This is a genomic window from Marinobacter sp. KMM 10035 (genome assembly GCF_046537445.1).
GTDB classification, from domain to species: Bacteria; Pseudomonadota; Gammaproteobacteria; order Pseudomonadales; family Oleiphilaceae; genus Marinobacter; species Marinobacter sediminicola.
In genome coordinates this window covers 1,116,357-1,129,517 of sequence record NZ_JBBVMG010000001.1, presented here as the reverse complement: position 1 = coordinate 1,129,517, position 13,161 = coordinate 1,116,357, and the positions used below count along the sequence as shown (strand labels likewise).

Annotated in this window: 12 protein-coding genes; 9 read left to right on the top strand and 3 right to left on the bottom strand. The window is 54.2% G+C overall.

What is annotated here, in order from left to right; all coding sequences use genetic code 11:
* Window positions 1-30: 30 nt before the first annotated feature.
* Entirely contained in the window at window positions 31-564 is a 534-nt protein-coding gene (locus tag AADB16_RS05020) for a cupredoxin domain-containing protein (RefSeq protein ID WP_200203022.1), read from the bottom strand.
* 204 nt (window positions 565-768) lie between these two features.
* Between AADB16_RS05020 and AADB16_RS05015 the strand changes: the two genes are divergently transcribed.
* A complete protein-coding gene (locus tag AADB16_RS05015) occupies window positions 769-1,434 on the top strand; it encodes a response regulator transcription factor (RefSeq protein WP_410801785.1) in 666 nt (221 codons plus the stop codon).
* Window positions 1,421-2,755: a sensor histidine kinase gene (locus tag AADB16_RS05010; protein WP_410801783.1), complete on the top strand. Its 1,335-nt coding sequence runs from the start codon at window positions 1,421-1,423 to the stop codon at window positions 2,753-2,755. Before AADB16_RS05015 ends, AADB16_RS05010 begins: the two co-directional genes overlap by 14 nt.
* On the opposite strand, the gene AADB16_RS05005 is transcribed toward AADB16_RS05010, so the two are convergent.
* Entirely contained in the window at window positions 2,705-3,757 is a 1,053-nt protein-coding gene (locus AADB16_RS05005; RefSeq protein WP_410801782.1) for an AraC family transcriptional regulator, read from the bottom strand. The two genes, AADB16_RS05010 and AADB16_RS05005, sit on opposite strands and share 51 nt — an antisense overlap.
* A gap of 140 nt (window positions 3,758-3,897) precedes the next feature.
* Between AADB16_RS05005 and AADB16_RS05000 the strand changes: the two genes are divergently transcribed.
* From AADB16_RS05000 to AADB16_RS04985, 4 genes are all read left to right on the top strand, one after another.
* Window positions 3,898-4,695 carry an SDR family NAD(P)-dependent oxidoreductase gene (locus tag AADB16_RS05000; protein WP_410801780.1) on the top strand — a complete coding sequence of 266 codons (798 nt, stop codon included), beginning with the start codon at window positions 3,898-3,900 and terminating at the stop codon, window positions 4,693-4,695.
* 19 nt (window positions 4,696-4,714) lie between these two features.
* Window positions 4,715-5,788, top strand: coding sequence for a hypothetical protein (locus tag AADB16_RS04995; protein WP_410801778.1), 1,074 nt, complete (start codon window positions 4,715-4,717; stop codon window positions 5,786-5,788).
* 57 nt (window positions 5,789-5,845) lie between these two features.
* On the top strand, window positions 5,846-6,304 hold the full coding sequence (locus AADB16_RS04990; protein ID WP_410801777.1) for an SRPBCC family protein: 459 nt from the start codon (window positions 5,846-5,848) through the stop codon (window positions 6,302-6,304).
* Between the two features lie 100 nt (window positions 6,305-6,404).
* A complete protein-coding gene (locus tag AADB16_RS04985) occupies window positions 6,405-7,964 on the top strand; it encodes a BCCT family transporter (protein WP_410801775.1) in 1,560 nt (519 codons plus the stop codon).
* A 115-nt stretch (window positions 7,965-8,079) separates the two neighbouring features.
* Here AADB16_RS04985 and AADB16_RS04980 read toward each other — a convergent pair whose 3' ends face one another.
* A complete protein-coding gene (locus AADB16_RS04980; RefSeq protein WP_410803586.1) occupies window positions 8,080-8,964 on the bottom strand; it encodes a LysR family transcriptional regulator in 885 nt (294 codons plus the stop codon).
* 104 nt (window positions 8,965-9,068) lie between these two features.
* Between AADB16_RS04980 and AADB16_RS04975 the strand changes: the two genes are divergently transcribed.
* From AADB16_RS04975 to AADB16_RS04965, 3 genes are all read left to right on the top strand, one after another.
* Window positions 9,069-10,508, top strand: coding sequence for an aldehyde dehydrogenase family protein (locus AADB16_RS04975; RefSeq protein ID WP_410801773.1), 1,440 nt, complete (start codon window positions 9,069-9,071; stop codon window positions 10,506-10,508).
* 7 nt (window positions 10,509-10,515) lie between these two features.
* Window positions 10,516-11,499: a dipeptidase gene (locus AADB16_RS04970; RefSeq protein WP_227714709.1), complete on the top strand. Its 984-nt coding sequence runs from the start codon at window positions 10,516-10,518 to the stop codon at window positions 11,497-11,499.
* A 79-nt stretch (window positions 11,500-11,578) separates the two neighbouring features.
* Window positions 11,579-13,135, top strand: coding sequence for a BCCT family transporter (locus AADB16_RS04965; protein ID WP_410801771.1), 1,557 nt, complete (start codon window positions 11,579-11,581; stop codon window positions 13,133-13,135).
* The last annotated feature ends 26 nt before the right edge of the window (window positions 13,136-13,161 follow it).

Genomic DNA, 13,161 nt, shown 5'->3' with positions numbered 1-13,161 from the left:
CGCGATAAACTCTTACTTGTTCAAAAGGATTCAGTTGAAATTCACTTCGCCGTACATGCCTGCCTGATAGTGCCCTGGAACGTTGCAGGCAAATTCGATATTGCCCTTTTCGGAAAACGTCCAGATAATTTCCTGGCTCTCTCCCGGCTCTAAAAGCACGCTGTTCGGGTCGTCGTGCTTCATGGACTTGCCGTGCCCCATATCCATTTCCATCATGTCGTGATTGAGCTTACCGCCCTGAATAGCGCCGTGCTCAACCATCATCATCATTTCTTTTTGATGTGCTTCGTGCATATCGGGGGTGCCAATATTGAATTCGTGCACCAACTGCCCTTTGTTCTGAACGACAAAGCGCACCGTTTCTCCTGGCTTTACCTCGATTTTTTCAGGCTCGTAGTAGTTGTCATACATCTCCACGGTGATGCTGCGGCTGGCGTCAGAGGCTTTACCCGGTTCGCCGCTCTTGGCGCTGTGACCATGCCCACCTCCGTGGGTACCTGCTCCAAGTGCTGCCAAGGGCATTGAAATGGCAACTGCTGCAACTGCGAACTTTGCTAGACTCATCAAATCTTCTCCTGTGGTACGGCGTAACGTGCGTTAAAAACCTGTGTTTGCCCCGCAACGTGAATGTTGTGCTAAAACGCTTGATACCATCGCGCACGAACCTGAACTCTTTCTGAAAATCCGGATTTATTTGCAGTTCAGGCTCAGTTCAGTTTGATAAGCGACACTGCTGCCGACTGTTTTGACGTAAGAAGGAAGCGACACATGAGACTACTGCTGGTAGAGGATGATCGACTGCTTGCGGAGGGGCTTTCTAGCCAACTTGAGAAGGCTGGATTCAGTGTGGATATCGCCCACACAGCCAAAGAAGCGGTGGTTTTAGGTGAGCAGGAAGACTACAAGGCAGGCGTGCTGGATCTCGGGCTGCCAGACGGAAATGGCCTGGATGTGCTGAGACGGTGGCGCGCAAACAAAGTTGCCTTTCCGGTACTGATCCTGACCGCAAGGGGGGACTGGCAAGATAAGGTAAACGGCCTCAAAGCAGGCGCGGATGACTACCTGGCCAAACCCTTTCAAACGGAAGAGCTGATTGCCCGTTTGAATGCCATCATGCGCAGAAGCGAAGGCAGGGTTCACTCAACAGTAAAAGTGGGGCGGTTTGAACTCGACGAGAACCGGCAATGCCTGCAAATCGAAAATGGCATCGAACACAGCCTGACCGGTACGGAATTCCGGTTACTGAGATGCCTGATGGGCCGGCCTGGTCACATTTTTTCCAAAGAGCAGCTCATGGAGCAGCTCTACAATCTAAACGAAAGCCCCAACGAAAATATCATCGAAGCTTACATCCGGCGCCTGCGAAAGCTGGTTGGCGCAGAAACCATCGCAACCCGGCGCGGGCAGGGATATCTGTTTAATGACTCTGTTTAGAAAGCCTGTTTCCATAAAGGGGGCACTTCTGCTCCTGCTATTACCCGCAGGCATAGGCTTGATGGCCATCGCATGGTTTGTGCATGGATTGCTTCTGGAACGAATGTCCCGGGAATTTGTCGAGAGCCGCCTAAAGGATGAAGTGGCTTTTCTGGAGCATCATATTCGCCAGGCTGATGGCCAGACAGACATGCTCAAGACTGGGGATTATTTTGAGAAAGTATTCCATCATGCTTTTGCTATCCAGTCTCCGACTCAAACAGTCATATCTCCACAATCCTGGCAACCGTTGCTGATCCCCATGCTGTTATCGAATGACCAGAACAGCATCAGGGTACACGGTGCAGAGATTCCGAATGCGCCCTCCGACATTCTCGCCTATCGAAAATCATTTTTGGTAAACGATATACCTTTCACCGTGATCGTTTCAGAAGATATGGGCGCGCTGCAAAACAGCCAAGCCGAACTGCATGCCTGGACAGCAATCGTATCGATTTTGCTGATCTTGTTGCTTGTGGGGATTATCTGGTTCGGCATCAATCTGTCGATGCGCCCCGTGGTCTCGCTCCAAGCTGCTCTCAAGCGCCTACAGAGCGGTGAAATTTCCCGGATAAACGTGGAGGCTCCGGAAGAATTCCGGCCACTGGTGCAACAACTCAACCAACTTCTGGACTCCCTGGACCAACGGCTTGAGCGCTCCCGGGAAGCGCTCGCAAACCTGTCTCACAGCGTTAAAACGCCCATCGCTGCAGTCAGGCAGGTTCTCGAAGATACCAGCCGCCCGCTGGAAAATGATCTGAGGCACGAGATGGGATCGCGCCTGAGTGATATTGACCGGCAGTTGGAAGCGGAAATGCGGCGCAGCCGGTTTGCGGGTCCACAGGTGGGTAAAAGCGCCTATCCCGTTCAGCAAGCCCGCGATCTCCTGTGGATGCTGGGCCGGCTCTATCCAGAAAAGTCATTTGAGCTATCAACGTCGCTCACCGACGAGTCTCGCTGGCCCATTGAGGAACAAGACTTGAACGAGATATTGGGCAACCTTCTCGATAATGCCGGGAAATGGTCGACCTCTTTCGTTGAGCTTTTCCTGACGCAGAGCAATGGGGTTGCTCGTATGTCTGTGTCTGACGATGGCCAGGGAGTTAAAGCAGATGAAATGTCCAGTCTTGGTCAGCGTGGGTTGCGTCTGGACGAGCAAACACCCGGACACGGTCTTGGGCTCGCCATCGTGAGAGAAATCGTTAATCGTTACGGCGGGAATGTTACCTTCTCAACCACTTCGAAAGGGGGGTTGAGAGTGGCCGTCGAAATCCCCAATTAGGCTCACCCCCTGCCGCCTATACTTATTCGGCGACATCCCCGTCCACCGAATAAAGCTGCGTGTGAAGGCACTGTGCTCCGAATAGCCCAGTATCAGCGCAATATCGACTAACCCAAGATTTGTCTCTCGCAAATAGCGCTCTGCGATTTCACGCCTCACTGCTCCTACCTCTTTCAGAAAGCTGGTGCCTTCTGCCGCCAGTTGGCGTTGCAGAGTGCGGGTAGAGACACCCATACATTCAGCAACAGCCGCAATATCCAAATGCTGATCAGATAACAGTCTGCTTATTCGCCGGCGCACATCGTCAACCAACGGGGATTCTCGTGGCAGGCGTGCCAGCAACGAATCGGCTTGTGCCTCCAGCATGGTTAACATGGCCGGGTCTGAGGTTGTTAGGGGGTGCGCCAAGGCGCTCGCGGGAATTCGGATCACTGTTTCAGGCTGCTCGAACCGCACGGGGCAGCCAAAATAGTCCATATAGGCCGCGCTGCTCTCTGGCGTGGGGTTGATGAAGTCCACCCGCTGCGGCGGGAGATCAGGCGAAGTCAGGCGGCGGAGAAAGTTGACGAGGGCCGTCACGGCTGTTTCGTCTACCAGCGGGCCCGGGCGACCATGCTGCGCATCCCATACCAACTCCATCGCGCCGCCCTCTTCTCTCACAATCAGTGGCGTAACGTCATAGATCAGTCGCTGGTATTGATGGAAGCGGGCGATGGCCTCGCCAAGAGTTTTCGACGCCATGATCACATAGCCCAGCACACCGGCATGGCGCGGGATGATGGTTTGCCCCAGGTGCAACCCCAATCGCGGGTCGTCCAAATAAACAGCTGCACGCTCAAGTAGCTGACGCCAAACGTCGATGGGCATCTCGGCATTTAACAAGGTGTCCTGAGGCGGCCTGGGCAACTGCAGTAGCTGGTCGCTGTGGATACCTTTGCGATCCAGATACTCGTAGAGCGCCAGGGCAAAGCTGGCCGGAATGGATCGGCGGCGAAGGGTCATATCACTCTCAACATCGGTAGGCTGGCGTAAAGTGTTAAAAACGTGGCAGTCTGTGTCAAGCATGTGACCAGGCACTTTGTCACCCTTATCCTCAAAAACTGCCGAACACTTACGACCATTCCGGTCACGGAGTAACTTCGATGTTGTTATTGGTAACGGGCGCAGCCTGTGGCATAGGCGCTTGCATAGTTGAACAGGCCATTCAGGGTGGCCACAGTGTCATCGCAGCCGATATGGACGCCGATGGCCTTGCCAGGCGCTGGGCGAATCATGAAAAAGTACGCTGCGAAACCCTCGACGTTCGTAAAGACGCACAGTGGCAGTCCATGTTCCAGCACCTTGCCGATGACAAAGTGAAAGTAGACGTGCTGATTAACGTGGCAGGCGTGCTTCGCAGTGGTCGCACTGGAGAGCTATCCAGCGACGATGTTGACTTGACTATCGATGTGAATGTAAAAGGCGTGATTTTTGGCACCAATGCAGCCGCAGCCCACATGCTGGCCAGCGGCCACCGTGGACACATCATCAACATTGGCTCTCTGGCCTCCTTGTGCCCGTTGCCGGGTAACGCCGTTTACGCTACCAGCAAATTTGCGGTTCGGGGCTTCAGTATCGCTGCCGCAGGTGACCTTCGCCCCCGCGGCATTGCAGTGTCGCTTGTCGGGCCCGGCCCGGTTAAAACGGCGATGCTGGATCAGCAGCGGGGCGACGAGAATTCAGCCATGACCTTTGCCAGCAGCCGCGCATTGTCTGCAGATGAAGTTGCCAGAGCTGTGTTGGGGCCAGTCCTGCGTAAGCAACCTCTGGAGTACTATCTGCCCTGGCAAGACGAGATTCTCGGCAGGCTGTCCAATACCGTGCCCGCCTTTTTCTTGAGCATGGCCCGCCGCGCCATGGAGCGCGGTCGCAAGAACTTTGAATCCGACAACTTCCGTTGATAACAAGAAGGGGAACCCGATGACACTTTTCAAACAGATCAAGGATTTTGACGGATCACGCAGCGCATACGGCCAGCAGGCCAGAGTTGAGGACACCCGCGCAGCTGCCGAGGGCTTTCGTAAAACCATGTTGGCGGGACCAAAGGCGCGTTATTTCCGCTCGTTTGATCTGATCAAAGTGCCTTACCCTGCCCGCTACGGGCTACGGAATGCGTTTTCACGGGAACGCTTTGTAGAGTACGTTCACATACAGAACCGTGTGTTCGTGGTGCAGTTTGATACCGAGGACGGCGTAAAAACCATGTTGGTGTCGCCATCAGACTATGAGCGCAACGGTGAGACGCCTTTCTTCCGCCGCCTGCAGGACAACACCCCGAGCTTTTTCACGAACATGATTGTTGATCGGCAGAGTACGGCGCCGGATATTGTCGCCAGCCTCGGCCTTAAGCCAGAAGACATCGATTACATTACCTACGACCATCTACACACTCAGGATGTGCGCCGCTGGCTCGGCACGGATACGGAGCAGGCGATCTTCCCCAATGCCAAACTACTGGTGCATTGGCGCGAATGGGAATCTGCTCAGGATCTGAACCCGTATCAAGCGGACTGGTATTGCCCCAGCGGCATTGCCGGAATTGCCGACGACAAGATCATCAAGTTTGACGGCTCGATCATGCTGGGTGATGGCGTGGCGCTGGTACACACCCCTGGCCACACTGAAGGCAATCACTCCATCGTGGTACACACAGATGAAGGCCTGTGGGTAACCAGCGAGAACGGCGTTAGCGTGGATTCTTATGCACCTCATCTCTCCACCGCCAGTGGCGTGGCTGCCTATGCAGAAACCATCGGCACTGAAGTCATCATTAACGGCAACACGCTGGAAAACTCCGTAGATCAATACATTTCCATGGTTCAGGAAAAAACCATCGCTGGGCCATCCCAACGGGACCCGCGCTTTCCCAACGTATTCCCCTCCTCCGAGATGACGCCTTTCTGGGCCTTCCCCGGAACCTCTCCTGCATTTTATGTAGGTGAGGCACAGCATGGAAAATTACACGTCCCCGGCTGCACCGGGGAAGACTCCTGAGTGGCGCTAACAGCAACCATCTACTAGCTTTCAAATCAAGCAACGAGAGGAAACCGCATGGAGTTTGAGCATGTAGTGCAAGTCAACGATCTGAAAGATTCCTCCATTCCGGATCTTACCCGGAAACAACTGTGGGATGGTTTGGTGTTGCGGGCCGAGGCCCCTCATCATTTTGTGATCGGGCTTGAAGAGTACGAATTGGACTGGCAGGACGATAAAAACCTGAAACGCAGCCTGGAGCTGCCAGGCATAGCGGTCGAAGACCTGGTCACCTTCGATGAAGACCAAAGCGTACATTATGAGATTGTGCCCACAGCCTCGGTTCCCGGGGGTAGTCTCACTATGACCATCGAAGAGCCAGAGCCGCGGTCGCTGTTCGTGCGCTTCAGGTATTGCGCCCGGTATCTCAACGATATTGGGGGAGAATTCCCTTACGACCTGTTCGTACAGCAGGCGTACATTGCCGCAGACATAGACACCATTCGAATCATTCGAAACCGGTTCGCCGGGCATTAACCGAGACGGGATGCAGACCGTATGTCCAGCTATGCATTGGTAATAACAGGCCATTTGTGGCAATGTCCCGCGCCGGAATTTATTAAAAAAGGTTTAGTTTATGATTAAGGGTAACGACAAATCAGGCGGAGACTATTCAATAGCTCAGCTTGGCGACCCGGTAGTACTCACGCTCAGCGTTGGTTTTATTGCGCTGTTTGTTGGCTTTTCTCTGTTCGATCTCAAAGGCGTAGCTGAGCTGATTGGTAACGGTTTTGCCTGGACTGCCAAAGTGTTTGGCACTTACTTCCAGATGTTGTTGTTGGCCACATTCTTTATCGCTATTGGTCTGGCTTGCACACCGGCGGCGAAAGCTAAAATTGGTAACCTCGACAGGCCAGAGATGAGCACCTTCCGCTGGCTCTCTATCATTATGTGTACGCTGTTGGCCGGTGGTGGCGTTTTTTTTGCGGCTGGCGAGCCCATCTATCACTTTGTAGTAACACCGCCAGCCTACACGTCAGAGCCGGGCACTGCTGCAGCAGTTTCCAATGCACTGGCTCAGTCCTTTATGCACTGGGGGTTTCTGGCCTGGGCTGTGCTGGGCACCTTGGCCGCAATCATTCTGGCACACGCACACTATGTACAGGGCAAGCCTCTGCAGCCACGCACACTGCTTTACCCGGTATTCGGTGAGCGCGTTATGAGCGGCTGGCTGGGCAGTGTTGTGGATGCCTGCTGCGTAATTGCCATTGTGGCCGGCACGGTTGGCCCCATCGGTTTCCTCGCGACCCAGATGAGCTTTGGGCTCAGCGAACTGTTTGGCCTGACTGATGGCCTGGTAACACAAATGGCCATCCTGATTGCCTTGGCTATGATCTACGTGACCTCAGCGGCAACCGGCGTTCACCGTGGCATTCAGTTTTTGAGCCGGATGAACGTGTTTTTGGCATTGGCCATCGGAGCCATTATTTTTGTCTTCGGCCCTACTTTGTTCCTCACCAACACCTACTTTCAGAGCATGGGCCAATACGTTTCTTCCTTCATGGCTATGGCAACCATGACGGCCGATACCGCCCCGGGCTGGTGGATGCAGTGGTGGACTGTGTTCTTCTTCGCATGGTTTATTGGCTATGCTCCGCTGATGGCCATTTTTGTTGCCCGTATCTCTCGCGGCAGAACTATTCGTGAAATGATTCTGGCGGTTGCGGTTATGGCACCTGTTGCCACTACCATCTGGTTTACCCTGCTGGGCGGCTCAGGCATCTACTACCAGATGACCGGCGTGATAGATCTGACTGAGGCTCTGAACAGCTTCCGCTTTGATATAGCAACTCTTACGGTTGCCCAGGCTCTGCCAGGCGGCGGCTTTATGGCTCTGGCTATTCTGGTACTGACCACGGTTTTTGTTGCCACCACCGGTGACTCCATGAGTTACTCCATTGCGGTAGTGAGCACTGGCCACGATCAGCCGAATACTTTTGTGCGCGCATTCTGGGGTTTGGCAATGGCAGGCATGGCAGGCATTCTGCTGTACATGGGTGCGGGGCAGATCAGTGTGCTTCAGCAGTTCATTGTGATCACGGCCATTCCGGTATCTCTGATCTTGCTGCCTTCTCTGTGGCTCGGCCCCAAGGCTGCTTATGCCATGGCGCGGGAACAGAAGCTGATTCCTGAATAAACAAATACTAATCAGCAGTCTCGGGAGCGTCGCTCTCGGGCTGTGAAAAATTCTTGCTCCTCCCGACAAGCGCTTTGCTTTGCGGGAGGGGCAAGCACATCAGCACCCTGCCCCGTCACACCACGTCATACTGCAACTTCTCCAGAACAAAAGAGTGCATAGCTTGAGCTGCCGGGCTGAGCGTGCGGTTTGCTGCCTGCACCAATCCAATTCTGCGCACAACATCCGGATCACTTAACGGGATAAAGCACAGGTTAGTGCTGTGTTCCGGGAAGGCTAATCTTGGCAGGGTTGTTATACCCGCACCTGCTTCCAGCATGGCAATCAGTGAAATCATATTGGAGATGTAAAAGGCGCTGTTCTCCACCAGCTCAGTTGCGGCTGTGCCCATTAATAGCCGGGATGTTCCGTTCCGAATCAACTTTTCACCCTGCAAGCTGCGCCAATCCAGCGACGTTGCCGCAGCAAAGGCATGTTCCTTACGACACACCACCCCAACCTTGTCCTCAAAGAGGTGGGTGTATTCCAAATCGTCCGTATTTTGCCAAAGACTGGTTATTCCCAGGTCAACTTCACCATGGGCCACCATCTGGCAAACATAGTGGGCGTTTTCATCATGCAAACTGATATTGAGACCGGGAAACTGCTCAATAAACTCCGCCAGGAACGACGGCATAATCCGGCTGGCCACCGAGGGCACGGTGGCAATGTGTATGTGGCCCTGCTGCCCACCAGCCTGGCTCACCACATCTTTTGCAGTGCGGTCATGCTGGCCTACCAGATCACGGAACCTTGGCAGGCAGTACTCACCAAACGGCGTTAACTTGTTTTGTGCGCCACGCTCAAACAGGTTCTGCCCAAGGCGGTTTTCCAGCTCACGCACGGCCATTGAGATGGCTGGCTGGGTACGGTGCAATCGCCGGGATGCCCCGTGAAAACTACCCTCTTCCACAACCGTGATCACATAGCGTAACTGCTGAATTTTCAGCTCTGGCAATATTGCACTCACCTGATAAGCACTCCTTATCGCTCAATCTTTATAATTGATTATTCTTATTATTACATCTTGACTAGTATGCATGCATCGTAAATAAGGAGGTCGTCATGTCCACTTCGCATCCGCTTTATATCAATGGCCAATGGGTAACCGGGGCTAGCAGCATCACCAACACCAGCCCGTCTGATCTCAGCGATGTTATCGGCGAGTATGATCAGGCTACCAACGAGCAAACCAAAGAGGCCATCAGTGCCGCTCAAAGCGGTTTTGCCCAGTGGAGCCAAAGCGGCCTTGAGCAGCGCTATAACATTTTGATGGCTATTGGTAACGAGCTGATTGCCCGTCAGGATGAACTGGGCGAGTTGCTTTCCAGAGAGGAAGGCAAGCCTTTACCAGAAGGCAAAGGCGAGGTTTATCGCTCTGGCCAGTTTTTCCATTACTACGCCGCCGAAGTACTGCGCCAGATTGACGAGCGTGCAGATTCTGTTCGCCCTGGCGTGGAAATCGATGTTCGCCGCGAGCCCTTGGGCGTGGTTGGCATCATCAGCCCATGGAACTTCCCGATGGCAACCGCCGTTTGGAAAATTGCCCCGGCATTGGCCTTTGGCAACGCGGTGGTATTCAAGCCCGCCAACCTGGTTCCTGCCAGCGCCTGGGCCCTGACAGAAATTATCAGCAGGCAAAACCTGCCTGCTGGCACCTTTAACCTGGTGATGGGCTCCGGTGGCGAAACCGGCGAAACACTGATCAACAGCCCGGATGTACAAGCCATTACCTTTACCGGTTCCCTCGAGGTAGGCCGCAGAGTTGCAGCAGCTACCGTAGGCAATCTGGTTAAGTGCCAGCTCGAAATGGGCTCAAAGAACGCCCTGATCGTGCTTGATGATGCAGACCTCGACCTTGCAGTAGAAGCCGCATTCAACGGTGCCTATTCAGGTAGTGGGCAAAAGTGCACCGCATCCTCGCGCTTGATCGTGACAGAAGCTGTTCATGATGAGTTTGTATCAAAACTGAAGGCACGGCTTGAGCAGGCCAAGGTCGGTCACGCGCTTGAAGAAGGTGTACAGATTGGCCCCATCGCAGACAAGCGTCAGCTGGAATCCAACATGGCGTGGATTGAGCGCGCCAAGGCCGACGGCGCAACACTCGCGTTTGGTGGCTCCAGAGTAGACACCAAAACCGATGGCTACTACATGCAGCCTACGCTCTTCACCGACACCACTAATGATATGGAAATCAACCGGGATGAGGTATTCGGCCCCATTGCGTGCGTCATCAAGGTACCCGACTACGAAACCGCGCTGTCCACCCTGAACGACACCCAATATGGGCTGACAGCCGGCATCATCACCAACTCATTAAAAATTGCTTCAGACTTCAAAGCCCGGGCACAAACCGGCTGCGTGATGGTGAATCTGCCAACCGCAGGTACGGATTACCACGTTCCGTTTGGAGGCCGCAAAAACTCCAGTTTCGGCCCCCGTGAGCAGGGTCAGTATGCCCGCGAATTCTACACCGTTGTGAAAACCTGCTACGTGCGGGCCTGATAAGAGGATGAACTCCATGCTCACCATTGATGGACTTCAGTACTCCAACTGGTCCCGGGAGATATTCGAGCAGATGCGTGCCGGCGGTGTTTCCGCTGTGCACGCCACTCTGGTTTACCACGAGAACACGCGGGAGACTCTCTCACGGTTTGGTGACTGGAACCGGCGCTTCGAACAACATAGCGACCTGATCATGCCGGTCTATGAAGCCGAGGATATCCAGGTAGCACAGGAAGCTGGCCGAATCGGCATCTTTTTTGGCGCCCAGAACTGCTCGCCCATCGAAGATGACATCGACATGATTGCCGTGATGCGCCGCCTTGGCCTGATGATTATGCAGCTCACCTACAACAACCAAAGCCTGCTGGCTGCCGGTTGTTATGAAGCTGAAGACAGTGGCGTGAGCCGGTTTGGTCGACAGGCCATCGCGGAAATGAACCGTGTGGGCATGATCATCGATATGTCCCACAGTTCGGAGCGATCCACGCTGGATGCTATTGAGCTATCCAGCCGGCCGGTAATTATTTCCCACGCTAACCCGGCTTCGTTTCATCCGGCGAAGCGTAACAAATCAGACAGGGTACTGAAGGCCATTTCGGAAAGCGGCGGGTTACTTGGTTTCTCCGTATACCCCTTTCACCTGAAAGACGGGCCGGACTGCACCCTCGAAAGCTTCTGCAACATGGTGGCCGATACCGCGGATTTGATGGGCATAGACCACATCGGCATTGGCACGGATTTGTGCCAAGGGCAGCCGCAGTCGGTTCTGGACTGGATGCGGAACGGCCGCTGGTCGAAAGAAATGGACTTTGGTGAAGGCAACAAGAACAACGCTGGATGGCCCAGGCCTCTGTCGTGGTTCAAGGACAACCGCGATTTCCCCGCCATTATCGAGGGCTTGCGACAAAAAGGATTTAACGAGACAGAGATAGAGAAAATCATGGGTCTTAACTGGCTGAACCAACTGAAAATTGGTACCAAGCCTTTGTAATGATCCTGAAATACCAGCATGCACAGATGGCCAAACAGCACAGATAGAGCAAGGTGCAAAAACAACAAAGGTAGGCATCATGAAAAACAACAACATCAAGGCCGGTGGAGACTACTCCATAGCTCAACTTGGCGACCCCATTGTCCTTACGCTAAGCGTGGGTTTTATCGTTCTGTTTGTCGGGTTCTCGCTGTTTGATCTCAAAGGCGTGGCCGATCTGATTGGCGGCGGCTTTGCGTGGACTGCCAAAGTGTTTGGCACTTACTTCCAGATGTTACTGCTGGCAACCTTCTTTATCGCCATGGGCCTAGCTTGCACACCGGCTGCCAGAGCCAAGATCGGCAACCTCGACCGGCCGGAGATGAGCACCTTCCGCTGGCTCTCGATCATTATGTGCACCTTGCTGGCCGGCGGCGGCGTGTTCTTTGCGGCCGGTGAGCCCATCTATCACTTTGTTGTGACACCTCCTGCGTATACAACAGAACCTGGTACCGCAGCGGCGGTGTCCAATGCCATGGCACAGTCCTTCATGCACTGGGGCTTTCTGGCCTGGGCGGTTCTGGGTACTCTCGCAGCGATTGTTCTCGCCAATGCTCACTATGTGAAGGGCAAGCCGCTGCAGCCAAGAACACTGCTATACCCGGTATTTGGTGAGCGTGTTATGAGCGGTTGGCTGGGCAGTGTAGTAGATGCCTGCTGCGTGATCGCGGTGGTTGCCGGAACCGTGGGCCCCATCGGCTTTCTGGCCACCCAGATGAGCTTTGGGCTCAGTGAGTTGTTCGGCATGACAGACGGCCTCGCCACACAAATGGCCATTCTGGTGGTTCTCGCAATTATCTACGTGACCTCCGCGGTAACGGGTATTCACCGCGGCATACAGTTCCTGAGTCGGCTAAACGTGTTTCTGGCGCTGGCTGTTGCCGCGATCATTTTCGTATTTGGGCCAACACTGTTCCTCACCAACACCTATTTCCAGAGCATGGGGCAGTACGTGTCTTCATTCATGGAAATGGCCACCATGACCGCTGAAACGGCGCCCGGCTGGTGGATGCAGTGGTGGACCGTATTCTTCTTCGCCTGGTTTATTGGTTATGCACCGCTGATGGCAATCTTCGTGGCCCGCATCTCTCGCGGCAGAACCATCCGCGACATGATCCTGGCGGTTGCCGTGATGGCGCCTATTGCCACCACTATCTGGTTTACCTTGCTGGGCGGCTCAGGCATTTACTACCAGATGACCGGCGTGATTGACCTTGCCGAAGCACTGAACAACTTCCGCTTTGATGTAGCCACCCTGACGGTAGCCCAATCCTTACCGGGCGGCGCATTCATGGCGCTGGCTATACTGGTACTGACCACCATTTTTGTCGCAACCACCGGTGACTCCATGAGCTACTCCATTGCCGTGGTGAGCTCCGGTCACGATCAGCCAAATACCTTTGTACGGGCCTTCTGGGGCTTGGCGATGGCAGGCATGGCCGCCATCCTGCTGTACATGGGCGCCGGGCAGATTAGTGTGCTTCAGCAGTTTATTGTGATCACGGCCATTCCCGTGTCACTGGTACTCCTCCCATCGCTGTGGCTTGGGCCGAAGGCAGCCTATGCCATGGCACGAGAGCAGAAACTCATATCCTGATAACTTTGAACACTAGCCTGTAGATA